The organism is Thermus arciformis, from assembly GCF_900102145.1.
Lineage (GTDB): Bacteria > Deinococcota > Deinococci > Deinococcales > Thermaceae > Thermus > Thermus arciformis.
This window is the reverse complement of the sequence record NZ_FNBC01000003.1, coordinates 95,560-120,976: the sequence shown is the minus strand read 5'-3', so window position 1 is coordinate 120,976 and position 25,417 is coordinate 95,560. Positions and strand designations below refer to the sequence as shown.

Below are 25,417 nucleotides of genomic sequence, written 5' to 3'. Positions count from 1 at the left end.
ACCTGGACCGGGGGTACGAGAGCCATCTGTACGAGGACCTCCTCCGGGAGGCCCAGGAGGTTGTTCCCATGGTCATCCGCAGGAGGAACAGCCGGCGGTATCTCCCTTGGATGCAGTACCTGGCCATCGTGGGGCGGAGGGTGGTGGAGACGGTGGGGAGCATGCTCCATCACCTCTTCCCCAGGCGCATCCACGCCGTGACCCAGGAGGGTTTCGTCATCAAAGTTCTCACCTTCGTCCTGGCCCATAACATCAGTCTCCTGACCCAGAAGATGGCTGGGTAGCAACTTGGGTTATTCTAGCCCCGCCAGGGCCAGGGCCACCTGGGCCGCCAGGCGGGCGTTCTCCAGGAGGAGCCTCCGGTTGACCCGGTCCGTCTCCCCCGAGGAGAGCTCCGAGAGCTTCCTCAGGAGGTAGGGGGTGAGGGCCTTCCCGAAGACCCCCTCCCGGGCCGCCATCCGGCCCGCCTCCTCCACCCAGAGGGCCACCTGCTCGTAAGGGAGGCCTTGGGAGACCGGGTTCACCAGGAGCACCCCCCCAAGGCCCAAGGCCCGGGCCTGGAGGTAGACCCGGGCCGCCTCCAGAGGGGTGTCCACCCGGGCGGGGACGGGAAAGGGGGAGTCGGGGGAGAAGAAGGCGGGGAGACGGTCCGTGCGGTAGCCCACCACGCTCACCCCCAGGGTCTCCAGGCGCTCCAGGGTGGCCCCGAGGTCCAGGATGGCCTTGGGGCCGGAGGAGACCACCAGGATGGGGGTGCGGGAGAGGGCGATGAGGTCGGCGCTTTCGTCGTAGGGCTCGAGGTGCACCCCCCCGATCCCCCCGGTGGCGAAGACCTTCAGGCCGTGGAGGTGGGCGAGGTGGGCCGTGGCCGCCACGGTGGTCCCGGCGCTTTGGCCTTGGGCGAGGAGGGCGGCCAGGTTCCACAGGCTGGCCTTGTCCGCGCCCCCCTGGGCCAGGTGGGCCTTCTCCTCCGGGGTGAGGCCGAGGCGCACCTCCCCCCGCACCAGGGCGATGGTCTTGGGAATGGCCCCCTCGGCCCGCACCGCCTCCTCCAGGGCCTCGAGGGTCTCCAGGTTGAAGGGGTAGGGCAGGCCGTGGGTGAGGACCGCGGACTCCAGGGCCACCAGGGCTTCGGGCATGGGGCCACTATACCTCGGGCCAGACCAGGACCTCCTCCCCCACCTTGAAGCCGTGGAAGAGGAGGAGCTCAGGGGCAAGCCTCAGCTCCCCCCCAAGCCCTTCCGCCCCCTCCACGGGCAAGGAGGCCTCCCGCAGGCCCCGCACCCGCACCCGGGCGACCCCCCCGTAGTGGAGCCGCCAGGCGGAGAGGAGAAGCCCGTCCACCTGGGCCCCCCGCTTCCCCAGGGCCACCCGGAGCCTCGCGGCGTGGGGCACCCGGGGGACCACCTCCACCAGGCGAAGCCGGGCGAGCTGCCCCAGGCGCCGCAGCACCTCCCCCAGGGAAAGGCCCGTGGCGGGGAGGAGGTCTAAGGGGCTCTTGCCCCCTTCCAGGGCGAGGAGGAGGGAAAGCTCGGTGGGCTCCAGGCTGGCCTGGGCCCCTTGGCCCTTGGGGGTGGGCCGCACCAGGTCAAAGGGCCCCACCTCCACCCCCTCGTCCAGGGCGCGGAGGGCTTCCAGAAGGTACCCTTCCAAAGCCCCGCCCAAGGTGGTGCGGGGCGCCCGCTCCCCAAGGAGGAAGCGGAAGCTCCCCTCCTTGAGGGTGAGAAGAGCGAGCAGGGCCTCCTTCCCCTCCTTGCCCCGGTAGACGGCGTGCACGGGCCGGCCGCCCTCCAGGTAGACCTCCCCCCCCTCCACCCGGAAGGCCCCCGTCTTCCCCCCCTGGGCCAGAAGCTGGAGGAGGTCAATGGGCCCTAAGAGGCGGAAATCGCCCTCCATAACGCCCCCAGGTAGCCCTCCCCGAAGAAGTGCACGTGGGCCAGGAGGTAGTAGACCTGGTAGCGGGGAAGGGCCCTTTCCACCTCCTCGGGGATGGGGTAAAGCTCCCCGTAAACCTCCCAGAACCTCCGGGGAAACCCCCCGAAAAGCCGCATCATGGCCAGGTCCACCCCCCGCTCCCCCACGAAGAAGGAGGGGTCCAGGAGGGCCGGCCCCTCCCGGGCGAAGTGGACGTTCCCGCGCCAGAGGTCGCCGTGGAGGGGGGCAGGGCCCTCGGCGGGGAGGGGCCTTCGGTAGAGGGCCTCCACCTTGGGGCCTAAGCCCTCTAGCCGCTCCCAGGTGGCCTCGAGGAGGGGGAGGACGCACCGCTCGCAGAAGAAGGCGGTCCACTCCCCGCCCTCCCGCCCGGGAAGGGGGAAGGTGCCGAGGAAGCCGGGCTCGGCGCGGTAGGCCGCCTCCCGCCTCCGGTGGAGGGCGGCGAGGACGTGGGCCAGGTCCTCCCAGTCCTCGGGCCCCGGCTCCAGGTAGTCCAGGACGAGCCCCTCCTCCCCCACCCAGCGGACCCCGGGCACCCGCACCCCCCGCCCGGCCAGGGCCCGAAGCCCCCGGGCCTCGGCCGGGAAGAGGCCCGGGGGCGGGGCCTCGGCCGTCTTCACCACAAAAGGCCCCACCCGCCACACCCGGGAGATCTCCCCCCCGTGGAGGGGAACGGGGGGGCCCTTGGCCTCAAGCCCCGCTTTCTTCAGAAGGGAGAGGGGGTCCATGCCGTTCCAAGAAGGCCCTCGCCGCGGCCTCCACGGTCCAGTAGACCTCGCGGCAGTCCTGGAGGTCCCCGTAGTAGGGGTCCGGCACCTCTCCCCCGCCCAGGTCGTCCAGAAGGAGGCGGGCCTTTCCCTTGGCCTCGGGGAAGCGCCTAAGGACCTCCTCCAGGTTCTTTCGGTCCATGACCAGGATGTGGTCGTAGTAGCGGGCGTCCTCCGCGGTCATGGCCCGGGCCACGTGGGGGAAGTAGGCCCCTTCCTCCTCCAACACCCGCCTCGCCCGCGGGTCCATGGGCTCGCCCGCGTGCCAGGCCCCGGTCCCCGCGGAGTCCACCTCAAAGCGGGCCTCGAGGCCCCGCTCCTTCAAAAGCTTACGGAAGGCCCCCTCCGCCAGGGGGCTACGGCAGATGTTCCCGAGGCAGACGAAGAGCACCCGCACGGGGCGGTCCATGCCCCCATGATACCCAAGCGACCCATGCTTCTAAGTACCCCACCGCGGCTTTTGCCGCGGTGGGGGCCCCAAAAGGATCTTCCCAAGCCTTATTTCGGGCAACCCGTGTTGCGAAATCAACGTGCAGCCACTTGGCCTCCCGGCAAGCTTTTCAGGGGCCCCCGCTCTGGCAAAAGCCAAAGCGGGGTACTCAGTAGGGCACCTCCGCCACCACCTCCGTGCCCTTTCCCGGCTCGGAGCGCACGGCGAAACGCCCTCCCCGGGCCTCCACCCTCTCCCGCATCTGGGTGAGGCCGAACCCCCCAAGCCCCCCCGCCTCGGGGCTCTGGAAGCCCCGGCCGTTGTCCCTCACGGTAAGCCTCGCCCCCCGCTCCCCCAAAGGCTCCAAGACCACCTCCACCCGGGTGGGCCTGCCGTGCTTGGCCGCGTTGGTCAGGGCCTCCTGGAGCACCCGAAAGAGGACGAGCTCGCTCGCCTGGGAAAGGCCCACCCGATCGGGCAGGGCGAGGTGGACCCGGAAGCCCGCCTGCTCGGCGAAGGCCTGGGCGTAGCGCCTTAAGGACTCCAAAAAGCCGTAGCGCTCCAGGTCAATGGGCCGGAGGGCGAAGATGCTCCGCCGCACCTCCCGGATCTGGGCCCTCAGGGTGTCCTTGACCTCCTGGAGGGCCTTCAAGGCCGCCTCCTGGTCCTTGGAAAGGAGCCTTTCCGCCAGGTCCAGCTTCAGGGCCATGAAGGCCAGGCTTTGGGCGAGGCCATCGTGGATCTCCCGGGCGATGCGGGTGCGCTCCTCGTTGATGGCGAGCTCCTCCGCCCGCAAATAGGCCTGGGCGTTCCGCACCGCCAGGGCCACCTGGGAGGCCAAAAAGGAGAGGAAGGGGATGCGCCGGGAAAGCCCCCGGCCCCGGAGGACGAGCACCCCCACGGGCTCCCGGGCCTTGAGGGGGAGGGCCAGGGTGTCCTTCCCCACGAAGACCGGGCCCTGGAGGGCCCCCCGCCAGGGGCCCTCCGGGAGAAAGGGGTGGGCCGGGAGGTCCAGGCCCCGGACCACCCGGGGCACGAGGAAGCCCTCCTGGTCCAGGAGAAGAACCCCTCCCCCCTCCGCCTCGGCCCAGGCGCGGATGCGCTCCAGCAGGCCCTCCAAAAGGCGGTCCAGGTTGGCCTCGGCCTTCAGGGCCTGGTCCACCTCGTGAAGGGTGAGGAGGTCCCGGCTCCGGGCCACCACGGACTGCAAGGCCCCCGCCACCTCGTGGGCCAGCACCTCCAAGAAGGCCCGCTCGGGGGCCTGGGCGCAGGCCTCCAGAAAGCCCCTAAGCCCCGGAAGCTCCACCCTTAGCCCCCCGCACCCCTCCCCCGAGCGCACCCCCTCGGCCTCGAGGACCACGGGGTAGCCCAGGGCCTCCTCCAGGGCGCGGGCGATGCGGAGCACCGCCTCCTCCAGGTTCTGGCTCTCCAGGGCCTCCCGGAAGACCCTCCCCGAGGCCTGCAGGCGGCGGTTGGCCTCCTCCAGGGCCCGCTCGGCCCGCACCTTCTCCAGCACCTCCTGGGCGATCCACTCCAAGACGGCGTAGGTCACCAAGGGCCCCACCAGGCCATAAAAGCCGAGGCGGAGCCAGAGCACGCTTTCCACATGGCGGTAGGGCAGGAGGGCGAGCTCAAAGGCCACCACCACGGCGGCAATCAGGGGCGGCAGAAGCCTCTGGGCGAGGCGGACGAGGCGGTAAAGGTTATGACTGGCCATCCTTCTTTCCCATGGCGTACCGGCTTTGGTGCAGAAGCCCCCTCAAAAGCTGCACCTCTCCGGGAGAGAGCCTGGCCTTGTGGAGGATGCGCCTCAGGCGGCGCATGGCGTAGGGGAAGCGGTTCTCGTCGGTGAAGCCGATCTCCAGGATGTAGCGCCCGAGGTCCTGGAAGAGGCCCTCCAGGGCCGAGACCTCCGCCAGGGCCTCCTTGGGGCCCTCCTCCCCTCCCGAGGCCTTAAAGAGCTCGTAGGCGAAGACCACCACCGCCTGGGCCAGGTTCAGGGAGGGTTGCTCGGGGGCGGTGGGGATGGTGCCGATGAGGTGGGCCAGGTCCAGCTCCTCGTTGGTGAGGCCGAAGGTCTCCCGGCCGAAGACCAAGGCCACCTCCCCTTCCACGGAGAGGACGTGGCGGGGCACCTCCCAGGCGGGCACCACGGGAGCGGGGTAGAGCTCCCTGGGCCTCCCCGTGGTGGCCACCACCAGGCGCGTCCCCTCCAGGGCCTCGAGGAGCCCCCGGGCCACCACCGCCCGGTCCAGGACCTCCTCCGCGTGCACCGCAAGCCAGTAGGCCTCCTGGGCCCAGGGAGGGCCCACCCGGGGCCCGGGGTTGACCACGTAGAGCCGGGAAAGGCCGAAGTTGCGCATGGCCCGGGCCACCGCCCCCACGTTCATGGGCTCCTGGGGCTCCACCAGGACCACGCGGACGCGGGCGAGGGGGCTCATGGGGTTCCCTCCTGCGGCGGGGTCTCCTGGGGGGGCTGGGCCTCGGGGGGAGGAGGCGGCAGGGGCTCCTTGCCCTGGGGGAAGACCATCTCCACCCCTTGGGGGGAGGAATACCCCGAAAGGAGGTCCACCCGCGCCCGCACGAGGCCCGAGGGCATGGGAAAGTCCCCCCCCGGGCGGCCCCTCAAGGCCTCGGCCACGAAGTCCCGGAAGATGGGGGGGTTCACCACCGAGCTGGAAGGCTCCCGTCCCCCCATGCGCAAGGGGCGGTTGTCGTCCCGCCCCACCCAGACCACCACGGAAAGCCCCGGGGTGAGGCCGGCGAACCAGAGGTCCCGGGCCTCATTGGTGGTCCCGGTCTTCCCTCCCACCACCCGCCCCGGGACCCGGGCGCCCTTGGCCAGGCTCTTCTCCCCGAGGTCGTACACGTAGCCCTTGAGGAGGTCCCAGCCCTGGTAGGCCACCAGGGGGTCAAAGAGGCGGCGCCTTTCGGGAAGGGCCTGGTAGAGCACCCTCCCCTCCCCGTCCTCCACCTTCTGCACGTAGAGGGGGGCCACCCGGTACCCCCCGTTGGCGAAGGCGGCGTAGGCCGCGGCCAGGTCCACGGGGGTGATGGAGGCCCCCCCGATGGCGATGGCCAAGGCGGGGTACTTCACCACAAAGCCCGCCTGGGAAAGCTTCTCCGCCACCCGCTCCACGCCGATGGCCTTGGCGGTGTAGATGGCGGGCAGGTTCAAGGAGAGGTCCAGGGCGTAGCGCACGGTGATCTCCCGGTTGAGGAAGGTACCGGAGAAGTTCTTGGGCCGCCAGATCCCCCCGGGCTGGCTCGGGTCAGGGAACTCCAGGGGCCGGTCGGGCACCAAGGTGGCCTGGGTCCAGCCCGCCTCAAAAGCCGTGGCGTAGACGAAGGGCTTGACCGCGCTTCCCGGGTTCCTTAAGGCCCGGGTGGCCCGGTTGTACTCGTCCCCCTCCCGCCGCACCCCCCCCACCAGGGCCAAGACCTCGCCCGTCATGGGGTCCAGGGCCACCAGGGCAAGCTCCGCCCCCTCGGGCAGGCGGGCCCTCCGGGCCGCCCCTTCCGCCGCCCGCTGCATGGCGGGGTCCAGGGTGGTGTAGACCCTAAGCCCCCCTTCCCCGTAGACCTTCTCCTTGCCGAAGCGGGCCTCGAGGAAGCGCCGCACCTCGAGGACGAAGTGGGGGGCCATGCGGTAGTCCAGCGGCTTCAGGAGGCGGGCCTCGGGGTCCACCAGGCGGGCCTCCAGGAGGTTGCCCTCCCCGTCGTAGCGCGCCTCCCACCCCCGGGGGACGAGGGGCTCCTTCCAGGCCGCCTCCGCGAGCTCCCGGCTCACCCAGCCCTCCTCCACCATCTGGTCCAGGAGAAGGCGGATCCGCTCCCGCACCCCCTTCAGGTCCTGGTAGCGGGCGTTGGGCGCGGGGATGAGGGAGGCCAGATAGAGGCCCTCGGCGAGGGTGAGGGCCGCGGGGTCCTTGCCGAAGTAGGCCTCCGCCGCCCCCTTAATGCCCACGGCGTTTCCCCCCCAGGGGACCACGTTCAGGTACATCTCCAAAATCTCCTCCTTGGTGTAGCGCCGCTCCAGCTCCAGGGCCAAGGCCCACTCCTTGAACTTCCGCTCCAGGGAGCGGGCCTGGGCCAGCTCCTTGAGGAGGGTGTTCTTGATGACCTGGGTGGTGATGGTGCTCCCCCCCTGCAAATCCCCCCGGGCGATGGCGTAAAGCGCCCCCAGGATGCGGACGAAGTCCACCCCGTAGTGCTGGAAAAAGCGGCGGTCCTCGGAGAAGACCACCGCGGCCACCGCGGCGGGAGAAACTTCCTCAAGGCGCACCAGGCTCCGGTGGATGGCCCTACCCTCCTCCACGCTGGCGATCTGGGCCAGGGGGGTGCCGTCCCGGGCGTAGAGGGTGGAGGTGGCCGTGAGGCGCAGGCGCTCAAAGAGGGAGAGGTCCGGAAGGGCCCGGGTGTAGGCGTAGGCCAGGTAGCCCAAGGCGAGAAGCGCCCCGAAGAGGAGCCCCACCAGGGCGAGGAAAAGAAGGCGCAAAGCCCGCACGCCCTTAAGTTTACCCAAGGCTTCCCCGTAACCCGCGGAGGCCCTTAGGCCGAAAGCCCCAGGAACCGAAAGAGCTTCTCCCGGGTCAGGGGCTTCTCTATGGGGGTTACCCGCACCACCTCGGCGGTGGCGCGAAGCTTTTCCTGGGGGGAGATGAGGACCGCCAAGGGGACCTCCTTGAGCCGCCGCACGTGGCGGATGCGGGTGGCCACGGCGAAGGGGTCCACGTCCAGGTCCTCGTCCACGAGGATGTGGCGGGGGGTGTTGTCCAGAAGCCAGAAAAGACCTTCCCGGGCCAGGTCAAAGGCGCGAAGGGGGATCCCCTTCTCCGAAAGAACCAGCTCCACGTAGGCCCGCAAGGCCTCGTTGCGGCTTAATAGGAGTAGGCCCGGATAGTCGGCCGCCACGGGGGCAGTCTACCCGGACCCTGCGAAAAGGATGTGAAAATTTTGGCTGGGGCGCGTGGACTCGAACCACGACCGGCGGATCCAAAGTCCGCTGTCCTGCCATTAGACGACGCCCCAGCGGCCAAGCCCGATTGTAGAGCAAAAGCGGTGGGGCGTCAAACGCTGAAGAGGATGTAGAGGACATCCCCGTCCTGGACCTCGTAGTCCTTGCCCTCAAGGCGCACCCAGCCCCGCTCCTTGGCCCTCGCCCACCCCCCGGCCTCCACCAGCCTGTCCCAGGGGATGACCTCGGCCCGGATGAAGCCCCGCTCCATGTCGGAGTGGATCTCCCCGGCGGCCTTGGGGGCCTTGGTGCCCCGGGGCACGGTCCAGGCCCGCACCTCCTTCTCCCCGGCGGTGAAGAAGGTGAGGAGGCCTAGGGCGCGGTAGCCCGCCTGGGCGAGGCGCTGGAGGCCGCTTTCCCGGAGGCCGTAGGCCGAAAGGAGCTCCTTGGCCTCCTCCTGGGAAAGCTCGGCGAGCTCGGCCTCGAGCCTGGCCGAGACCACCACCACCTCGGCCCCCTCTTCCTCCGCCTTCCGCCGCACCGCCTCCACGTGAGGGTTTCCCCGGCCGTCGGGCAGGTCCTCCTCGGCCACGTTGGCCACGTAGATCACGGGCTTGGCGGTGAGGAGGGGGGTCTCCTTGAGGAAGCGGCCGAGGGCCTCGGAAGGGGGAAAGGTGCGGGCGGGCCTGCCTTCCTGGAGGTGGGCGTGGAGGCCTTCCGCCACCTCCAAGAGGGGAAGCTTCTCCCGGTCGGCCCTGGCCTCCTTTCTTAGGCGCTCAAGCCGCCTTTCCAGGGTGGCGAGGTCGGCGAGGAGGAGCTCCGTCTCCACCACCTCGGCGTCCTCCAAGGGGTCCACCCGGCCCATGACGTGGACCACGTCGGGGTCGGGGAAGCAGCGGAGGACGTGGGCGATGGCCGCCACCTCGCGGATGTGGGCCAGGAACTGGTTGCCAAGCCCCTCCCCCTTGTGGGCCCCCCTGACGAGGCCGGCGATGTCCACGAACTCCACGTGGGTGGGCACCACGGGCGGAACCCTCTCCCCCTTGGCGAAGGTCCTCTGGAGGGCGTAAAGCCTCTCGTCCTCCAGGGGCACCACCCCCACGTTCTTGTCTATGGTGGCGAAGGGGTAGTTGGCGGCGAGGGCGTTCGCCCGGGTGAGGGCGTTGAAGAGGGTGGACTTGCCCACGTTGGGTAGACCTACGATTCCTACGGCAAGCATCTTAGGACCTCAAAAAAAGCCCCAAGCGGGGCCTCTTTCCATCCTATCACGTGGGTCCCGTATGATGGCGGGGTATGGACCTGGCCGCCCACATTGACCACACCCTCCTCAAGCCCACCGCCACCCTCGAGGAGGTGGCGAAGGCGGCGGAGGAGGCGCTGGAGTACGGCTTCTATGGCCTCTGCATCCCCCCTTCCTACGTGGCCTGGGTGAGGGCCCGCTACCCCTATGCGCCCTTTCGCCTGGTGACGGTGGTGGGCTTCCCCCTGGGCTACCAGGAGAAGGAGGTGAAGGCCCAGGAGGCCGCCCTCGCCTTCGCCCGGGGGGCGGACGAGGTGGACATGGTCCTCCACCTGGGCCGGGCCAAGGCGGGGGACCTGGACTACCTGGAGGCCGAGGTGCGGGCCGTGCGGGAAGCCGTCCCCAAGGCGGTGCTCAAGGTGATCCTGGAAACGGGGTACTTCTCCCCGGAGGAGGTGGCGGGCCTGGCGGAGGCGGCCATCCGGGGCGGGGCGGACTTCCTCAAGACCTCCACGGGCTTCGGCCCCCGGGGGGCGAGCCTCGAGGACGTGGCCCTTTTGGTCCGGGTGGCCCAGGGCCGGGCCCAGGTGAAGGCGGCAGGGGGCATCCGGGACCGGGAGACCGCCTTGAGGATGCTGAGGGCCGGGGCGAGCCGCCTTGGCACCTCCAGTGGGGTGGCCCTGGTGCGGGGCGAGGAGGGGCATGGGTACTAAGCGCCGAAGGAAGGAGATCGCCGGGCTTCCCGGCTACCTCCTCCTCCTGGTCCTCCTCTTCCTTTGGCTCTTTCAGGAGCTCCGGCCGAGGCCTGCCCCGCCCGCCGAGGCGGGAGCGGCCGAGGTCTACTTCATGCCGGAGGAAGGGCCAAGGGCCAAGGCCCGCCTCCTCGCCCTCATGGACGGGGCCCGGGAAAGCCTGGAAGGGGCCTTCTACGAGTTCCGCGACCTGGAGATCGCCCAGGGCCTCCTCCGGGCCAAGGCGCGGGGGGTGAGGGTGCGGCTCTATGGGGAAAGCGACTACCGGGAGGACTTCCGCCGCTATTTGGTGGCGGCAAGCCTGGGCCAGACCCAAGAGCCCCCGAGGGTACCCCGGGCGGCCCTCCGGGAGAGGGTGCGCCCCACCTCCATAGACTGCGAGGAGGTGGCCGGCATCCCCGTCTGCTACGACGAGCGGGAGGGCTTCATGCACCACAAGTTCCTGGTGGTGGACGGGAAGGCCGTCTGGACGGGGAGCACCAACATGACCTGGAACGCCTTCGCCCGCAACAACGAGAACAGCCTCCTCCTCCCCTCCCCCACCCTGGCCCAGGGGTACGCCCGGGAGTTTGAGGCCCTCTTCAGGGGGGAGAAGGAAGGCCTGGGGGAGCCCGTGGCCTTCGCCCTGGAGGGGGTAGAGGGCGTGGCCTACTTCAGCCCCAAGGGCGGGGCCAAGGCGCGGGAAGCCCTCCTGGAGGCCGTGGCCCGCGCCCAAAAGGAGATCCTGGTGGCCGCCTTCGTCCTCACCGACCGAAAGCTGGTGGAGGCCCTAGAGCGGGCCCACCGCCGGGGCGTTTCGGTGCGGGTCCTCCTGGAACGCCGCAACCTCCAAGATAGCCTCGAGGAGGACCTCCTTAAGGCGGGCATCCCCGTGCGCCAGGACGGCAACCCCTATACCATGCACCACAAGGTCCTGGTCCTGGACGGCACCTACGTTGTCACCGGGAGCTACAACTTCACCGCCCGGGCCTACGGGGTGAACAACGAGAACCTCCTCGTGCTCCAAAGCCCGAGCCTGGCGGAGCGCTACCGGAAGGAGGTGTTGAGGCTTTGGGAAGCGGGAAGCCCCCTCTGATCCTGGCCTCGGGAAGCCCCAGGCGGAAAGCCCTCCTAAAGGCCCTCGGCTACCGGGTGCAGGTGGTGGTGCCGGGAGTGGAGGAAGAAAACCTCCCCCTCCCCCCCAAGGCCCTGGCCCAGGCCCTGGCCCGGCGCAAGGGGGAGGCCGTGGAGGGGGAATGGGTCCTGGCCGCGGACACCGTGGTGGACCTGGACGGGGAGGTCCTGGGCAAGCCCAAGGACCCGGAGGAAAACCGCCTCTTCCTAAGGCGCCTCTCAGGCAGGCCCCACCTGGTGCACACCGCCTTTTACCTCCGCACCCCCAAGGAGGTGGTGGAGGAGGTGCACACGGCCAAGGTCTTCTTCCGGCCCCTTTCCGAGGAGGAGATCGCCTGGTACGTGGGAAGCGGCGAGGGCCTGGACAAGGCGGGGGGCTACGGGGCCCAGGGGCTCGGTATGGCCCTCCTGGAGCGGGTGGAGGGGGACTTCTACACCGTGGTGGGCCTCCCCGTGGCCCGGGTCTTCACCCTCCTTTGGGAACGGGGGTTTCGGCCATGAGGGAAACCGCCCTCCGCCGGGGCCTTCTCCTCCTCCTCCTCTTCGCGGGCCTGGCCTTGGCCGCCCTCACCCGGCCCCTGGTCCCCAGGCTCAACCTCCTCCTCTCCCCCCTCACCGCCCCCTTGCCCGCCTGGGGCCACCGCCTGGGGCAGAACCTGAAGGCCGCCTGGAGCGCTTTGGCCAACCGCCAGGACCTCTACGGGGAGAACCGGGCCCTTAGGGCCAGGGTGGCCCTCTTGGAGGCGGAGAACAAGCGCCTCGCCCTCAAGGTGGGCCAGCTGGAGCGGGCCCTGAGGGTCCGCCAAAGCCAGGCCCCGGGGCTTTGGGCCGTGGCCCCCGTGGTGGGGGAGGACCTCTCGGGGCTTTACCGCCGCCTGGTCCTGGGCCTGGGCGAGCGGGACGGCCTCCGGGTGGGCATGCCCGTCACCGCCCCCGAGGGGCTCGTGGGCCTGGTGGTGGAGGTGGAGGAGCGCCGGGCCCTGGTGCGCACCCTTCTGGACCCGGAAAGCCAGGTGGGGGTGCGCCCCGAGAAGGCCCCGGGTAGAGGCATCGCCCGGGGAGCCCCCCCCGGCCGCCTCCTGGCGGAGTTCCCTCCAAGCGTCCGGCTGGCCCCGGGGGACCTCCTCCTCACGGGGGCCCCCTTGGGGCTTTTCCCGGACGGCATCCCCGTGGGCAAGGTGGAGCGGGTGGAAAGGGCCTCGGGGGGGCTGAAGCTACGGGCCTGGGTCCGCCCCCTGGTGGACCTCTCCTTGCTGGAAGAGGTCATGGTGCTGAAGCCCCTATGAAGCCTTTCCTCGCCCTCCTCCTCACCCTTCTCCTCTACGGGCTTCTTTCCGCCCTTTGGCCCCAAGGGGCCATGGCCCCCGACCTCTTCCTGGTCCTGGCCCTGGGGTACGCCGCCAGGAGGCCCTTTTACCTGGGCTTGCCCGTGGCCTTCGCCTTGGGCCTCCTCCAAGACCTCCTGGGCTACGGCCTTCTGGGGCTCCACGCCGTGGGCCTGGTGCTGGCCGCCTACGCCTTCTACGCCGCAAGCCGCCGCCTCGCCCCGGAGGGCTACCTCCCCCTTCTTTCCGCCTTCTTGTGGGCCTTTTTCGCCAAGTGGCTCGGGTACTTCCTGGTGGCCTACTGGCTCCGCCTGGACCTGCCTCCCCTTCTCCTCCGGGACATCTTCCTGGAAGGGCTTTTCACCCTGCCCTTCTACCTCCTCGCCCTGCGCCTAGGTAAGCCGGCATGAAAGGCCGCCTTTACAGCCTCATGGTGTTCTTCCTCCTGGCCTTCGGCCTCTTGGGGCTTAGGGCGTGGCAGCTCCAGGTGTGGGAGCACGAGCGCTACGCCCTGAAAAGCCGGGGCAACTACCTCAAGACCGAGGGCCTCCCCGCCCCCAGGGGGCGGATCCTGGACCGCAAGGGCCGGGTCATCGCCCAAGACCGCCTGGCGGTGGACCTGGTCTACGAAGGAGGCGAGGTCCTCTTTAAGGAAAGGCTCCTGCCCCTTTTAGGGCTTAAGGAGCTCCCCAAGGCCCAGGGCCCCGTGGTGCTCAAGGCGGGGGTCCCGGAGCACCTCCTCCCCACCCTAGCCGAGCTCACCGCGGGCCAGAAGAACCTGAAGCTCGTGGAGCGGGTGGAGCGCCACTACCCCAACCCCATATCCGGGCCGGTCTTGGGCTACGTCCTCCTGGCCAACGCGGAGCAGGTGAAGCAGGGCTACAGCCCCGAGGAGGAGGTGGGGCAGGCGGGCCTCGAGGCCGCCCTGGAGCCCTACCTGAGGGGCAAGCGAGGGGTGAAGGCCGTGGAGGTGAACGTCCGGGGGGAACGCCTCCGGGAAACCGTTCTGGAGGAGCCCGTACCCGGCCAGGACGTGGTCCTCACCCTGGACCTGGACCTGCAGCGGGCGGCGGAAAGGGCCCTGGAGGAGGCCCTGGCCGACATCAACGCGGGAAGGCGCCTCCAGGGCCTTCCCCCGGCCCGCAGGGCGAAGGGAGCCATCGTGGCCCTGAACCCCAGGACCGGGGAGGTCCTGGCCATGGCCTCCTCCCCCTCCTTTGACCCCAACCTCTTCGCCAAGCGCCCGGTGCCCAAGGAGGCGGCGGCCCTCTTCCAGGACCCCGACCTCCCCCTGCTCAACCGGGCGGTCCAGCCCTACACCCCGGGTTCCACCTTCAAGCTGGCCACGAGCTACGCCCTCCTGGAGGAGGGGTACGTGAGCCCTTCCACCACCTTCCGCTGCAGCCCCTACATCGTCTTCGGCGGCCAGGTGCGGCGCAACTGGGCGGCCAGGGACATGGGCCCCATGACCGTCAAGGAGGCCATCGCCTGGAGCTGCAACACCTGGTACTACCAGGCGGTGGCCCAGGACCCCCTGGGCGTGGTGGACCGTCTGGCGAAGCGGGCGCGTTTTTTGGGCCTGGGGGAGGCCACGGGGCTGGAGGTGGCCGAGAAGACGGGCCTCCTCCCCACCCGGGCCTGGAAGCAGGAGACCTTCAAGGAACCCTGGTACCCGGGGGAGACCCTCTCCGTGGCCATCGGCCAGGGGGCCATCCTCGCCACTCCCGCCCAGATCGCCCGGATGCTCGCCACCATCGCCAACAGCGGGTTCAAACCCCGGCTGCACCTGGTGAAGCGCCTGGGCCCCACCGAGGTGCGCCCGGAAGGGGAAAAGGTGCCCGGGCGCTTCTGGCAGGTCCTGCAGGAGGGCCTGCGCAAGACCGTGACCGAGGGCACGGCCCGGCACGTCCTGGGGGACTTCCCCGTGCCCACGGGGGGCAAGACCGGCACCGCGGAGACCCCGGGCAAACGGGCGGGGCTGGAACACGCCTGGTACATGGGCTACGGCCCCACCGACGGAAGCCCCTACCCGCCCTTGGTGGTGGTGGCCTTCTTTGAAAACGGCGGGGAGGGAAGCCGGGTGGCCCTGCCGGCGGTGAAGAAGGTGATGGCCGCCTACTGGGGGGTGGAGGCCCGGTAGAATGGCCTCATGCGGCTTCGCGCCACCCCCAAGGCCTTGGCCCTCCGGCTAGACGGCGGGGAAACCCCCGAGGCCATCCGGGCCCTGGACCTGCCCGAGGGCCTGCCTCTGGAGGTGGAGGTGGCGGGCCCCGTGGACCAGGAGGTCCTTAAGGCCCTCCTCGCCCTGGGGCGGCCCCTCACCCTAATCCCCCCAAGAGGCCGCCTTTCCGTGGGCACCCTGGTGGTGGCCAAGACCCTGCGCTCCGGGGAAAGGGTGGAGCACCCGGGCACCGTGGTGGTCCTGGGGGACGTGAACCCGGGGGCGGAGGTGGTGGCGGGGGGGGACGTGATCGTGGTGGGGAAGCTCCGGGGCCTGGCCCACGCCGGGGCAGGCGGGGACGAGGGGCGCTTCATCTTTGCCCTGGAGCTCGCCGCCAAGCAGGTGCGCATCGGCCCCCACCTGGCCCAGGCCCCCGAAGGGGATAAGGCCAAAGGCCCCGAGCGGGCCCGGGTGGAGGGAGGCCAGATCGTGGTGGAACCCTGGGCTAAAAGGTGAGGCCCTCTGTCTCCACCCCGTAACGCCTGAGCACCAGGTAGATGACCCAGCCCGAGAGGGCCACGTAGAGCCAGATGGGCACGAGAACCTTGGCCCAGCGCTTGTGGAAGGCGAACTCCCCCCGGAAGGCGCGCCAGATGACGTAGAGGGCCAAGGGGCCGTTCAGGGCGGCGAGGAGGGTGTGGGTGAGGAGGAGGAAGTAGTAGGCCCCCCGCCAGGCCTCGGGGCCCCCGTAGGCCGTGGCGCCGTAAAGCCCCCACTTGGCCAGGTAGAAGACCAGGAAGAGGGCGGCCAGGCCCGTGGCGGTGAGCATCACCCGGTGGTGCCCCACCCGGTTCCCCCTCCGGATGAGGACCAAACCCGCGAGCAAGGCCAGGCCCGAAAGGACGATGGACCAGACCGCCAAAAGCCCCAGGAGCTCCTTCATTCCCCCTCCGAAGTTTGGGCCATCCGCTCGGCCATGAGCCGCACCGCCTCCACCCGGGAGGTGCGGGCGTAGCTGTAGCCCCTTAGGTAGTCCTCCTCCTGCCCCAAGGCCTGGTAGAGGCGCAGGTAGGCCACCGCCAAAAGCCCGTCCCGCTCCCGCGAAGGCGGCAGGCGGTGCAGGAGCTTGGCGATCTCCCGAAGCCTGGAAGAGGCCTCCCGGCGCGGCGGGGTCTCCTTCAAGGCCCGGGCCAGGTGGGCCAAGGTCTCGCCGGACTCCCGCATACCGAGGGGCAGTGTACCACGGCCTTCAGGGAAGGCGGCGGGAAGAGCGGTTCCCCGCCGCGTCCACCGCCACCAGGACGGCCCCTCGAGGCGCCTCCACCACGAAGGGCACCCTCGGCCCTTTGGGCAGGGAAAGGGCGGTGAAGCGCCCCCCCACCTGGAGGCTCACCCGCTCCACCCCCACGTTGTCCTCCACCCACCCGTAGACCCGCACCTGGCCTCCCTCCCCTTCCACCCGCTCCGCCAGGATGCGGGGAGGCGAGGCGTCCAAGACCAGGGGCACCCGCCTTTCCCCCCGGTTGCCCCGGGCGTCCTCCGCCTCGAGGCGAAGCTCCACCTGGCCCGAGGCGGGCGCCCGTAGGCGGAAGCGGAAGCGGACAAGCTTCTTGCCCTTCTCCCCTTCCGGCAGGACCTCCTGCCCCCCCACCCGCACGCCCGCCACCCCGGAAGGGTCAAAGGCGTAGCCCTCCACCAGGAGGTCCCGCCCGGGGGCGATCCCGCCCCCCTGGGGCGCCACCAGGCCGAGCTCCGGGGGCGCCGTGTCGGGCCGGGCGCAGGCGGAGAGGAGGAAAAGGAAAAGGAGGGGACGCCAGCGCATCCCCTCCATCATAGCCTCCCCTTACCTGAGGATCACTCCCAGGCGGCCGGCGAAGTGGGGCAAAGGGACGGCGAAGTTGAGCAGGCTCACCCCGAGCTGGACCTCGAGGTAAGGGTTGATGGCGGGATCGGGAAGCCGGAGCTCCACCCCGGCAAGCCCATGGGGATACACAATGAACCCCCCGCCCCAATAAATCCCCGCCCCGAGACCCGCCCCATAGTACCAGCTTGCAGGGAGCCCGCCAGTCTGCAAGGGGCTTTTCTGGAGGATAAGGGCGGCGTCCCCGGCGAACCCGAAAGAGGAAAGGCCGACGCCAAAGCGCAGGGCATCATTCTGGAACTGAACTCCAAGGTAAGTGGGGTAGCCGCTGTAAACCCCCACGCCCGGGCTCTGCGCCAAACCGAAACCCAACCCCAGCACCAACAAGAATGCGCCCAAAATTCGCTTCATCGCCTCACCTCCACGTCCATTCTAACACAGCGCTGGATCAGGTGGTGTAAAGGGCGTTGATCCGCACGTACCCTTCGGTCAGGTCGCAGCCCCAGGCCACGCCCTCCCCCTGGCCCTCCCGGAGGTCCACCAGGACCTCCACCTCCTCGGCCCGCATGGCCCGGCTCGCCTCCTCCCGGTCAAAGGGAAGGACCCCGCCCTCGTAGAGGGGAATCCCCTGGAGGAGGATGCGCACCCGCATGGGGTCAAACCGGGCCCCCGAGTTGCCGAGGGCGGCCAGAATCCTTCCCCAGTTGGGGTCGTTGCCGTAGAGGGCGCTCTTCCAGAGGGCGCTTCCCGCAACGGTCCTCGCCGCCCGCCTCGCTTCCTCCTCCGTGGCCGCCCCCCTCACCCGCACCACCATGAGCTTGGTGGCCCCCTCCCCGTCCCGGGCGATCATGCGGGCGAGCGCCTGGGCCACGGCCTCCACCCCCTCAAAGAAGGCCCCAAGGGGCACCTCCCCATAGGCCCCGTTGGCCATCAGGAGGGCGAGGTCGTTGGTGGAGGTGTCCCCGTCCACGGTGACCTGGTTGAAGGTGCGCTCCACCACCCGCCGCCACCCGGCCCTAAGGGCCTCCTGGGGGACCAGGGCGTCCGTGACCAAGAAGGCGAGCATGGTGGCCATGTTGGGGTGGATCATGCCGCTTCCCTTGGCGAGGCCCACGATCCTGGCCCCCGCCACCTCGGCCTCGGCCACCTTGGGGCGGGTGTCCGTGGTGAGGATGGCCTCGGCGAAGGCCTCGGCGAAGGGGGTGAGGCCGATCTGGGGCAGGCCCTGCGCTATCTTTTCCACGGGCAAGGGCACCCCGATCACCCCGGTGGAGGCGGTGAGGACCTCCTCCGGGGAAAGCCCGAGGCGCAAGGCGGCGAGCTCGGCCATGCGCCGGTCGTCCTCATAGCCCCTTTCCCCGGTGGCGCAGTTGGCGTTCCCGGCGTTCACCACCACAGCCCTCAAGGGCTTCCCCGAGGCGTAAAGGGCCCTTCCCCGGTGGATGGAGGGCGCCGCCGCCCGGTTCTGCGTGGCGGCGTAGGCCCAGGCCGCGGGCAAGCCGGAAACCAAAAGGGCGAGGTCGGGCCTTCCCGAGGGCTTGATCCCCGCCCGGGTGGCCCCCGCCCTAAACCCCCTAGGAAGCCTCACGGCCATAGCCCCTCCTTGGGAAGCGCCGCCTCCTCGGAAAGGCCCAGCATCAGGTTGAGGTTCTGCACCGCCTGCCCCGCCATGCCCTTCACTAGGTTGTCCAGGGCAGCGAAGACAAAAACCCGCCCCGTCCTCTCCTCGTAGAGGGGCCTCACGTCCACCCGGTTGCTCCCCAGGGTGGCCTTGGTCTCGGGAAGCCCTTTGAGGACGCGCACGAAAGGCTCCCCGGCGTAGAAGTCCCGGTAAAGCGCCTCTAGGCTCTCCTGGCTCCAAGCGCCCTCCACCTCCGCCTCGGCGGTGACCAGAATCCCCCGGGTCATGGGCACCAGGTGGGGGGTGAAGGAAAGCCGCACCGGCCTCGCCTCCCCGTGGGTGCGGAGGCGCCTCCCTTGGGCCAAAATCCTCCCCAGGTTGTTCTCCATCTCAGGGATGTGCCGGTGGGTGCCCCCCGCCTTGTAGGGCTTGAGGTTCTCGTTCACCTCGGCGAAGGCGGTGCCCTCGGCCTCCCGCCCCGCCCCCGAGACCCCGCTTAGGCCCACCACGAAGGCCCCCTTTAGGGCCCCTTCCGCGGCCAAGGGCGCGAGGGCCAGGGTAGCGGCGGTCACGTAGCAGCCGGGGTTGGCCACGAGCCTCGCCCCCCTAAGCTCCTCCCGGTGGAGCTCGGGGAGGCCGTAGACCGCTTCCCGGTAGAGGTCAGGGCTCTTGTGGGGGATGCGGTACCAGGCCTCGTAGACCTCGGGGGGCAGGCGGAAGTCCCCGGAGAGGTCCACCACCCGCTTCCCCGCCTTAAGGGCCTCGGGGGCGATCTCCATGGCAAGCCCGTTGGGCAGGGCGAGGAAGACCACCTCCGCCCGCTCTAAGACCTCTTCTTGGGCGGCGAAGGGCCTCCCGTCCCAAAGCTGGGGCCAGGCGGCCTCCAGGGGCCTTCCCTCGTGCTTGCGGCTGGAAAACCCCACGAGCTCCACCTCGGGGTGGGCCTTGAGGAGCCGCAGAAGCTCCGCCCCCCCGTACCCCGAGGCCCCCAGGATCCCCACCCTTACCACGGGACCTCCAGGCTGGCCTCGGGGAAGGCCAGGGGCGCCACCTTCTCCCCGGGCTTCACCCAGATCTGCTCCCGGTAGTGGTCCCCCTCGGGGGTGCGGAAGAGGAGGAGCCTTCCCCCCAGGAGGTCCTGCACCCAGACCTCCGGCACCCCGGCCTTGGCGTAGAGGGGGACCTTCTTGCTGAGGTCGTAGTCCAAACTGCTTTCGGCCACCTCCAGAACCAAAAGGGCGTCCTCAGGCCCCGGGTAGCGGTGGCGGAAGTCCCCAAGGCGGTAAAGGAGCAGATCGGGTTCCAGATAAGTGTCGGGAGGAAGCACAAAGGGACCCTGGACCCTCACCCCCGCCTTTCCGTGAAAAGCCTTCACGAAAACCTGGACCCAAAGGTCTAAGATGTGGGCGTGCCTCGAGCCTATGGGCGCCATCTGGTAGACCTCTCCCTCTAGAAGCTCCACCCCCCGCTCGGGGAGGGGAAGCCTCAGGAACTCCTCCAGGCTAAAGCGGTAGGGCCGGACCATACCCCTACTTTAGCAGGGCGAGGAGCACGGCCTTGGCGGTGTGGAGGCGGTTTTCCGCCTGGTCAAAGACCCGGCTTTTGGGCCCGTGGACCGCCTCCTCCGTGGTCTCCTCCCCGTAGTGGGCGGGAAGGCAGTGGAGGAAGACGCCCTCCGGGTGGAGGAGCTTGAGCAACTCCCCGTTCACCTGGAAGCCCTGGAAGTCCCGGAGGCGCTTCTCCCTTTCCGCCTCCTGGCCCATGCTGGTCCAGACATCGGTGTAGAGGGCGTGGGCGCCCAGGGCGGCCTCCCTGGGGTCGTGGGTGAGGAAGGCGCCCGCCTTGCGCAGAAGGGCGGGGTCCGGCTCGTAGCCCTTGGGCGTGGCCACCCGCAGGCGGAGGCCCGCCAAGGGAGCCACCTCCAGGAGGGAGTTCAGGACGTTGTTCCCGTCCCCCACCCAGGCCACCTCGAGGCCCTCCAGCCCCCCGAAGGCCTCCTTCAGGGTGAGGAGGTCCGCCAGGGCCTGGAGGGGGTGGGCGCGGTCGGAGAGGGCGTTCACCACGGGGACCTTGGCGTGGCGGGCCAGGGCCTCCACCGTCTCGTGGCGAAAGACCCGGGCGGCGATCCCCTCCACGAAGCGCTCCAGGTTCTTGGCCACGTCCCTCACGGGCTCCCGCTCCCCGATGCCCACCTGCTTCTGGTCCAGGTAAACGGCATGCCCCCCAAGGTGGACCATGGCCACCTCGAGGGTCGTCCGGGTGCGCAAGGAGGGCTTCTCAAAGAGGAGGGCGAGGACCTTCCCTTTGAGGTCCTCCCCCCGGTAGCGCTCCCGCTTCAGGGCCTCCGCCAGGTCCAGAAGGGCCTGAAGCTCCCTGGGGCCGTAGCCGGAAAAGTCCAGAAGGTCCTTGGGCCGGGTGAGGGCGTCTCCCGCCATGAGGCTTACAGGATAGCGCAGGACTGCAAACTTATGCAAGAGGCCGCGGGGGGACGGGGTGGGATAAAATGCCCTTGCCTCCGAGCCCGGAAGGGCCCTCCGGGTCCTCTGGGCCGGGCCCAAGGCCCCGGGGTGGCGGGGGCAACCCCGCCGCCTGCCGCGGTGGCAAAGGAGGCCGCCATGCGTGGAGTTTTCGCCGTTTTGAGCATCCTGCTCGCCCTAAGCCTGGCCTCGGCCCAAGGCCGGGTGCGGGCGGTAGCGGCTTCGGACCTGCAGTACGCCCTGGCCGAGGTGGCCCAGGCCTTTGAGCGGAGAAACCCCGGGGTGAGGGTGGAGCTCCTCTTCGGCTCCTCGGGGAAGCTCTACACCCAGCTCACCCAAGGCCTCGAGGCCGACCTCTTCTTCTCGGCGGAAAGGCTCTACCCGGAACTCCTTGAGCAAAAGGGCCTCGCCGAACCCAAAACCCGGAGGCCCTACGCCCTCGGCCGGATGGCGATCTGGACCCACAAGGACCTCGGCCTGGAGCCCGGGCCCGCGGCCCTTAAAAACCCAAAGGTGACCCAGATCGCCCTCGCCAACCCCGTGCACGCCCCCTACGGCCGGGCCGCCGTCACCCTCCTGGAGCGCCTCGGGCTTCTCAAGCGCAAGGACCTCACCCTCCCCGGCTCCTCCAAGCCCTTCCCCCTCCTCTCCTGGGAGGAGATCCCCTGGGAAAGGCTCACGGGGGGGGTGGAGGCCTACTGGGACGCGGGCCCCTTGCGCCGGGGAAAGCCCCGCTTTGACTTCGTCTACGGGGAGAACATCTCCCAAACGGCCCAGCTCGCCCTCACCTCCACCCGGGTGGGCCTCCTCGCCCTATCCTTGGCGGTGCACGAAAGCCTTTCGGGGCCGGGCAGGTACTGGACGGCTCCTCTTGGGAGCCACATGGCCTTGGAGCAGGACTACGTCATCCTTAAGGGGAGGAAGCGCCCCGAGGTCCTGGCCTTCCACGCCTTCGTGGGAAGCCCTGAAGCCCGGGCCATCTTCCGGCGCTACGGCTTCCTCCTCCCGGGAGAGTGATGGACCCCCTCTTTTGGACCGCCCTTCGCCTGTCCCTGGAGGTGGCCCTCTGGGCCTCGGCCCTCCTCCTCCTCCTGGGCCTTCCCCTGGCCTGGGCCCTGGCCTTCCACCGCTTCCCGGGAAAGCCCCTGGTGGAGGCGGTCTTCCTCCTTCCCCTGGTCCTTCCGCCCACGGTCTTGGGCTTCTACCTCCTCCTCTTCCTGGGGCCCGAGGGGCCTTGGACCAGGCTCACGGGGGTTTCCTGGGCCTTCCGCTTTGAGGGCCTGGTCTTCGCCAGCATCCTCTTCAGCCTTCCCTTCGCCCTCACCGCCTACCGGGAGGCCTTCTTGGGCCTTGACCGGAACCTCCTGGAGGTGGCCCGCACCCTGGGGGTCCCCCGGTGGAAGGTCTGGGCCCGGGTGGTCCTCCCCCTGGTCTGGCCCGGCCTCCTCTCGGGCACCCTCCTCGCCTTCGCCCACACCCTGGGGGAGTTCGGGGTGGTGCTCATGGTGGGCGGGTCCATCCCCGGGAAGACCCAGATGGTGAGCATCTACCTCTACGACCTGGTACAGGCCCTGCGCTTCCGCGAGGCGGCGGAAGCGGCCTCCGTCCTCCTCCTCCTGAGCCTGGCCATCCTGGCGGCGGCGAGGGTCCTGGAAGCCAAGGGGCGGGCATGGAGGTCCACTACCGCATAAGGAGGCCCATCGCCCTGGAGGCCCGCTTCCACCTGAGGGGGTTCACCGTCCTCCTTGGGCAAAGCGGGGTGGGCAAGACCACCCTCCTCAAGGCCCTGGCCGGGCTCGTCCCCGCCCAGGGCACCCCCTTTGGCGGCCTCCCCCCGGAGAGGCGGCCCGTGGGCTACCTGCCCCAGGACCTGGCCCTCTTCCCCCACATGACCGCCTGGGAGAACGTGGCCTTCCCCTTAAGGGGCAAGGACCGGAGGGCCAGGGCCCTGGAGCTCCTGAGCCGGGTCGGGCTCCAGGACCACGCCCACAAGCGGCCGGGGGAGCTTTCCGGGGGGCAGCGGCAGCGGGTGGCCCTGGCCCGGGCCCTGGCCCGAAAGCCCGAACTCCTCCTCCTGGACGAGCCCACCAGCGCCCTGGACCCCCTGACCAAGGGGCAGGTGCTCTCGGAGCTTGTGGACCTCCTCCGCCGGGAGGGCCTTCCCGCCCTGGCGGTGAGCCACGACCCGGTCCTGGCGGGCATGGCCGACTGGCTGGTGGTGATGGGCCGGGGGGGCATCCTCCAGGAGGGCCCCCCCGAGGCCGTCTGGGCCGCCCCCGCCAAGGTGGAGGTGGCGAGGCTTCTCGGCTACGAGAACCTCTTCCCGGTGCGGGTGCGGGAGGACGGGGTGGAGGCGGGGGGCGTCCTCCTCCGCCTTCCCCTTCCCCCCTGGGCCCGCCCGGGGCAAAGGGCCTGGCTCGGGGTCAGGGCGGCGGAGGTCCTGGTGGTGCGCCAAGACCTGCCCCCGCCCCCGGAAAACGTCCTGGAAGGCCACCTAGAACGCCTCTACCCGGAAGGGCTCGCCTACCGGGGGCTTTTCCAGGGGCCCCTTGCCCTGGAAATCCTCCTGCCCCGGCACGTGCAGGAGAGGCTCCGCCTGCGGCCCGGCCAGCCCCTCCGGGTGGTCCTCAAGCCCCGCTACCTGCACCTGATGCCGGGCGAGGCGGAGGAGTAGCCCCAGGGGAAGCCCGAACTTGTTCCACACCCCCCGGAGGAAGAAGCGGGCCTGGCTCCGCTCTAGGCCCAAGGCCCTGGCCAGGGCGCGGGGCTCCGGAACGACCCCCCTTCCCAGGGCGCCGAGGACGAGGGCCTCCCCCGGGAGGAGCCTCTGGCCGAAGACCCCCCGAAGCCCCTCCGGGAGGGTCTTGGGGTCGTCCCTGCGGGTGAGGAAGGCGTAGCCCCGGAGGTCGTAGGCCCTGAGGCCCCTAGGGGTGGGCCAGAGGACCACCTGGCCCCGCTCCAAGAGGTCGGGGCCCGCCAAGGGAAAGCCCTCCCCTTCGTTCCAAACAAGGGCGATGCCCGAAGCCTGCAACGCTTTGTGCACGCGGGCGTAGAGCTCGAGGTCCTGGGTGTAGAGCACAACCTGCAAGGATCACCTCCTTTCGCCAAAAGCGCCTAAAGACCGAAAGCCCTCTAGGCCAGGGCGAAAGGAGGGGCCCGCGGGGCCAGGAAGTCCAGGGAGAGCGGGGCGTGGCCAGGCCGGGAAGCGGGGCGCGCCTTCAGGAGATGGAGGAGGGTGGGCGGGGCGGGCTCGGCCACCGGGGGGAGGCCCGGGGCCACCTGGAGGCCGCAAAGGGGAGAGTGCTCCAGGGGGCGGTCCTCCCCAGGGGCCTGGCAGAGGTCGGCCCCGAGGCCGGGGTTCTGCACCCGCATGAGGTACATCTGCAGGGCCACCCCGGTGGAGGCCGCCAGGGTGAGGAGGAGGTAAAGGGCCACCCAAAGCCCCCGCTGGCGCATGGCTCCACCATAGGGCAGGCCTCGCCCAAAGGCAAGGGGTTTTGTAGAGTGGAGGGGTATGGCTGTCCGGGGCACCAAGGACCTCTTCGGCCAGGAGCTCAGGCTTCACCAGCGCATCGTGGCCACGGCCCGCAAGGTGCTGGAGGCGGCGGGGGCCATGGAGCTCCTCACCCCCATCTTTGAGGAAACCCAGGTCTTTGAGAAGGGCGTGGGGGCCTCCACGGACATCGTGCGCAAGGAGATGTTCACCTTCCAGGACCGGGGGGGGCGCTCCCTCACCTTACGCCCCGAGGGCACGGCCGCCATGGTGCGGGCCTACCTGGAGCACGGGATGAAGGTCTGGCCCCAGCCCGTGAGGCTTTGGATGGCGGGGCCCATGTTCCGGGCCGAGCGCCCCCAAAAAGGGCGCTACCGCCAGTTCCACCAGGTGAACTACGAGGCCCTGGGCTCGGAAAGCCCCATCCTGGACGCCGAGGCCATCGTCCTCCTCTACGAGAGCCTGAAGGAAGTGGGGCTAAAGGGGCTTTCCGTAAAGCTCTCCTCCGTGGGCGACCCCGAGGACCGGGCCCGGTACAATGCCTACCTGAGGGAAGTTCTCACCCCCCACCGGGAGGCCCTCTCCGAGGACTCCAAGGAGCGCCTTTCCCTCAACCCCATGCGCATCCTGGACTCCAAGGACGAGAGGGACCAAGCCCTTCTCCGGGAGCTAAGGGTGAAGCCCATGCTGGACTTCTTGGGCGAGGAGGCCAGGGCCCACCTAAACCAGGTGGAGAAGCACCTTAGCCGCCTCCAGGTGCCCTACGAGCTGGAGCCCGCCCTCGTGCGGGGTCTGGACTACTACGTGCGCACCGCCTTTGAGGTGCACCACGCCGCCATCGGGGCCCAGTCCGCCTTAGGGGGCGGGGGGCGGTACGACGGGCTTTCCGAGCTCCTGGGGGGGCCCAGGGTCCCCGGGGTGGGGTTCGCCTTCGGGGTGGAGCGGGTGGCCCTGGCCCTGGAGGCGGAGGGCATCGCCCCCCCGGAGGAAAGGGGCCCGGACCTCTACGTGGTTCCCCTCCTGGAAGAGGCGGTGGCGGAGGCCTTCTACGTGGCCGAGACCCTGAGGCCAAGGCTCAGGGCGGAGTACGCCCTCTCCCCTAAAAAGCCCGGCAAGGGGGTGGAGGAGGCCCTAAAGCGGGGGGCGGCCTTCGTGGGCTTTTTGGGAGAGGAAGAGCTAAGGGCGAAGGAGCTCACCCTGAAGCGCCTGGCCACCGGGGAGCAGGTGCGCCTCCCCTACGCCGAGGTGGCGGGCTTCCTCCTTTCCGCCCTTTCGTGAGCATCCGGTA

The 25,417-nt window shown here is 70.0% G+C and carries 29 protein-coding genes, 1 tRNA gene, 1 pseudogene and 1 riboswitch; of the genes and pseudogenes, 12 read left to right on the top strand and 19 right to left on the bottom strand.

What is annotated here, in order from left to right; translation table 11 throughout:
• A pseudogene (locus BLP62_RS02340) lies at positions 1-284 on the top strand (IS982 family transposase); the annotation flags it as partial.
• Positions 285-293: 9 nt separating this feature from the next.
• Here the strand turns inward: BLP62_RS02340 and BLP62_RS02335 are convergent.
• The 10 genes from BLP62_RS02335 to ychF form a co-directional block, all read right to left on the bottom strand.
• Complete coding sequence (locus BLP62_RS02335) at positions 294-1,139, bottom strand: pseudouridine-5'-phosphate glycosidase (RefSeq protein WP_093005456.1); 846 nt, start codon at positions 1,137-1,139, stop codon at positions 294-296.
• Positions 1,140-1,146: 7 nt separating this feature from the next.
• Positions 1,147-1,896 carry a DUF4388 domain-containing protein gene (locus BLP62_RS02330; RefSeq protein ID WP_093005454.1) on the bottom strand — a complete coding sequence of 250 codons (750 nt, stop codon included), beginning with the start codon at positions 1,894-1,896 and terminating at the stop codon, positions 1,147-1,149.
• A complete protein-coding gene (locus BLP62_RS02325; protein WP_093005452.1) occupies positions 1,872-2,660 on the bottom strand; it encodes a fructosamine kinase family protein in 789 nt (262 codons plus the stop codon). The genes BLP62_RS02330 and BLP62_RS02325 overlap by 25 nt, the downstream gene beginning before the upstream one ends.
• Positions 2,623-3,108 carry a low molecular weight protein-tyrosine-phosphatase gene (locus BLP62_RS02320; protein ID WP_093005450.1) on the bottom strand — a complete coding sequence of 162 codons (486 nt, stop codon included), beginning with the start codon at positions 3,106-3,108 and terminating at the stop codon, positions 2,623-2,625. Before BLP62_RS02320 ends, BLP62_RS02325 begins: the two co-directional genes overlap by 38 nt.
• Before the next feature lie 190 nt (positions 3,109-3,298).
• The gene (locus tag BLP62_RS02315) at positions 3,299-4,846 is read right to left on the bottom strand and encodes a sensor histidine kinase (RefSeq protein ID WP_093005448.1); all 1,548 of its coding nucleotides are present in this window, start codon (positions 4,844-4,846) and stop codon (positions 3,299-3,301) included.
• Positions 4,833-5,570 (bottom strand): RNA methyltransferase, encoded by a 738-nt coding sequence (locus tag BLP62_RS02310; protein WP_093005446.1) that lies wholly within the window; start codon positions 5,568-5,570, stop codon positions 4,833-4,835. The genes BLP62_RS02315 and BLP62_RS02310 overlap by 14 nt, the downstream gene beginning before the upstream one ends.
• Positions 5,567-7,636, bottom strand: a complete 2,070-nt coding sequence (locus tag BLP62_RS02305; RefSeq protein WP_093005445.1) for a transglycosylase domain-containing protein — start codon at positions 7,634-7,636, stop codon at positions 5,567-5,569. The genes BLP62_RS02310 and BLP62_RS02305 overlap by 4 nt, the downstream gene beginning before the upstream one ends.
• Before the next feature lie 44 nt (positions 7,637-7,680).
• The gene (locus tag BLP62_RS02300) at positions 7,681-8,043 is read right to left on the bottom strand and encodes a response regulator (protein WP_093005443.1); all 363 of its coding nucleotides are present in this window, start codon (positions 8,041-8,043) and stop codon (positions 7,681-7,683) included.
• A 43-nt stretch (positions 8,044-8,086) separates the two neighbouring features.
• Positions 8,087-8,160 (bottom strand) — tRNA-Gln (locus BLP62_RS02295).
• 38 nt (positions 8,161-8,198) lie between these two features.
• Positions 8,199-9,305, bottom strand: a complete 1,107-nt coding sequence (gene ychF / locus BLP62_RS02290) for a redox-regulated ATPase YchF (protein WP_093005441.1) — start codon at positions 9,303-9,305, stop codon at positions 8,199-8,201.
• Positions 9,306-9,379: 74 nt separating this feature from the next.
• Here ychF and deoC point away from each other — a divergent pair, with 74 nt between their 5' ends.
• The 7 genes from deoC to BLP62_RS02255 are packed head-to-tail and all read left to right on the top strand — an operon-like array spanning position 9,380 to position 15,193.
• On the top strand, positions 9,380-10,039 hold the full coding sequence (deoC, locus tag BLP62_RS02285; protein ID WP_093005439.1) for a deoxyribose-phosphate aldolase: 660 nt from the start codon (positions 9,380-9,382) through the stop codon (positions 10,037-10,039).
• Positions 10,029-11,153 (top strand): phospholipase D-like domain-containing protein, encoded by a 1,125-nt coding sequence (locus BLP62_RS02280; protein ID WP_093005437.1) that lies wholly within the window; start codon positions 10,029-10,031, stop codon positions 11,151-11,153. The genes deoC and BLP62_RS02280 overlap by 11 nt, the downstream gene beginning before the upstream one ends.
• Positions 11,129-11,692 (top strand): Maf family protein, encoded by a 564-nt coding sequence (locus BLP62_RS02275; RefSeq protein ID WP_093005435.1) that lies wholly within the window; start codon positions 11,129-11,131, stop codon positions 11,690-11,692. Before BLP62_RS02280 ends, BLP62_RS02275 begins: the two co-directional genes overlap by 25 nt.
• A complete protein-coding gene (gene mreC / locus BLP62_RS02270; RefSeq protein WP_093005433.1) occupies positions 11,689-12,477 on the top strand; it encodes a rod shape-determining protein MreC in 789 nt (262 codons plus the stop codon). Before BLP62_RS02275 ends, mreC begins: the two co-directional genes overlap by 4 nt.
• Positions 12,474-12,926 carry a rod shape-determining protein MreD gene (gene mreD, locus BLP62_RS02265; protein WP_093005431.1) on the top strand — a complete coding sequence of 151 codons (453 nt, stop codon included), beginning with the start codon at positions 12,474-12,476 and terminating at the stop codon, positions 12,924-12,926. The genes mreC and mreD overlap by 4 nt, the downstream gene beginning before the upstream one ends.
• A complete protein-coding gene (locus BLP62_RS02260; RefSeq protein WP_093005429.1) occupies positions 12,923-14,656 on the top strand; it encodes a penicillin-binding transpeptidase domain-containing protein in 1,734 nt (577 codons plus the stop codon). Before mreD ends, BLP62_RS02260 begins: the two co-directional genes overlap by 4 nt.
• A gap of 9 nt (positions 14,657-14,665) precedes the next feature.
• Entirely contained in the window at positions 14,666-15,193 is a 528-nt protein-coding gene (locus BLP62_RS02255; RefSeq protein ID WP_093005427.1) for a septum site-determining protein MinC, read from the top strand.
• On the opposite strand, the gene BLP62_RS02250 is transcribed toward BLP62_RS02255, so the two are convergent.
• From BLP62_RS02250 to argF, 8 genes are all read right to left on the bottom strand, one after another.
• Positions 15,183-15,620 carry a DUF420 domain-containing protein gene (locus BLP62_RS02250; RefSeq protein WP_093005425.1) on the bottom strand — a complete coding sequence of 146 codons (438 nt, stop codon included), beginning with the start codon at positions 15,618-15,620 and terminating at the stop codon, positions 15,183-15,185. The two genes, BLP62_RS02255 and BLP62_RS02250, sit on opposite strands and share 11 nt — an antisense overlap.
• On the bottom strand, positions 15,617-15,901 hold the full coding sequence (locus tag BLP62_RS02245; protein WP_093005423.1) for a hypothetical protein: 285 nt from the start codon (positions 15,899-15,901) through the stop codon (positions 15,617-15,619). Before BLP62_RS02245 ends, BLP62_RS02250 begins: the two co-directional genes overlap by 4 nt.
• Positions 15,902-15,926: 25 nt before the next feature.
• On the bottom strand, positions 15,927-16,499 hold the full coding sequence (locus tag BLP62_RS02240; protein ID WP_093005472.1) for a hypothetical protein: 573 nt from the start codon (positions 16,497-16,499) through the stop codon (positions 15,927-15,929).
• Positions 16,500-16,520: 21 nt separating this feature from the next.
• Positions 16,521-16,880: a hypothetical protein gene (locus BLP62_RS02235; RefSeq protein WP_143004331.1), complete on the bottom strand. Its 360-nt coding sequence runs from the start codon at positions 16,878-16,880 to the stop codon at positions 16,521-16,523.
• A gap of 106 nt (positions 16,881-16,986) precedes the next feature.
• Positions 16,987-18,132, bottom strand: coding sequence for a bifunctional glutamate N-acetyltransferase/amino-acid acetyltransferase ArgJ (gene argJ, locus BLP62_RS02230; RefSeq protein WP_093005419.1), 1,146 nt, complete (start codon positions 18,130-18,132; stop codon positions 16,987-16,989).
• The gene (gene argC / locus BLP62_RS02225) at positions 18,123-19,160 is read right to left on the bottom strand and encodes an N-acetyl-gamma-glutamyl-phosphate reductase (RefSeq protein WP_093005470.1); all 1,038 of its coding nucleotides are present in this window, start codon (positions 19,158-19,160) and stop codon (positions 18,123-18,125) included. The genes argJ and argC overlap by 10 nt, the downstream gene beginning before the upstream one ends.
• Positions 19,161-19,162: 2 nt before the next feature.
• Positions 19,163-19,684 (bottom strand): Uma2 family endonuclease, encoded by a 522-nt coding sequence (locus tag BLP62_RS02220; RefSeq protein WP_093005417.1) that lies wholly within the window; start codon positions 19,682-19,684, stop codon positions 19,163-19,165.
• 4 nt (positions 19,685-19,688) lie between these two features.
• A complete protein-coding gene (gene argF / locus BLP62_RS02215; RefSeq protein WP_093005415.1) occupies positions 19,689-20,594 on the bottom strand; it encodes an ornithine carbamoyltransferase in 906 nt (301 codons plus the stop codon).
• Between the two features lie 66 nt (positions 20,595-20,660).
• Positions 20,661-20,786, top strand: a riboswitch (molybdenum cofactor riboswitch).
• Between argF and modA the strand changes: the two genes are divergently transcribed.
• The 3 genes from modA to BLP62_RS02200 all read left to right on the top strand — a co-directional run bounded on the left by modA (position 20,775) and on the right by BLP62_RS02200 (position 23,310).
• On the top strand, positions 20,775-21,653 hold the full coding sequence (modA, locus tag BLP62_RS02210; protein WP_093005468.1) for a molybdate ABC transporter substrate-binding protein: 879 nt from the start codon (positions 20,775-20,777) through the stop codon (positions 21,651-21,653). It overlaps the preceding riboswitch by 12 nt.
• Positions 21,653-22,327 carry a molybdate ABC transporter permease subunit gene (gene modB / locus BLP62_RS02205; RefSeq protein WP_093005413.1) on the top strand — a complete coding sequence of 225 codons (675 nt, stop codon included), beginning with the start codon at positions 21,653-21,655 and terminating at the stop codon, positions 22,325-22,327. The genes modA and modB overlap by 1 nt, the downstream gene beginning before the upstream one ends.
• Entirely contained in the window at positions 22,306-23,310 is a 1,005-nt protein-coding gene (locus BLP62_RS02200; protein ID WP_093005411.1) for an ABC transporter ATP-binding protein, read from the top strand. The genes modB and BLP62_RS02200 overlap by 22 nt, the downstream gene beginning before the upstream one ends.
• Before the next feature lie 458 nt (positions 23,311-23,768).
• Here the strand turns inward: BLP62_RS02200 and BLP62_RS02195 are convergent, their stop codons facing one another.
• The gene (locus BLP62_RS02195; RefSeq protein ID WP_176758122.1) at positions 23,769-24,092 is read right to left on the bottom strand and encodes a hypothetical protein; all 324 of its coding nucleotides are present in this window, start codon (positions 24,090-24,092) and stop codon (positions 23,769-23,771) included.
• Between the two features lie 58 nt (positions 24,093-24,150).
• On the opposite strand from BLP62_RS02195, the gene hisS reads away from it, so the two are divergent.
• Positions 24,151-25,407: a histidine--tRNA ligase gene (hisS, locus tag BLP62_RS02190; RefSeq protein WP_093005409.1), complete on the top strand. Its 1,257-nt coding sequence runs from the start codon at positions 24,151-24,153 to the stop codon at positions 25,405-25,407.
• Positions 25,408-25,417 lie beyond the last annotated feature (10 nt).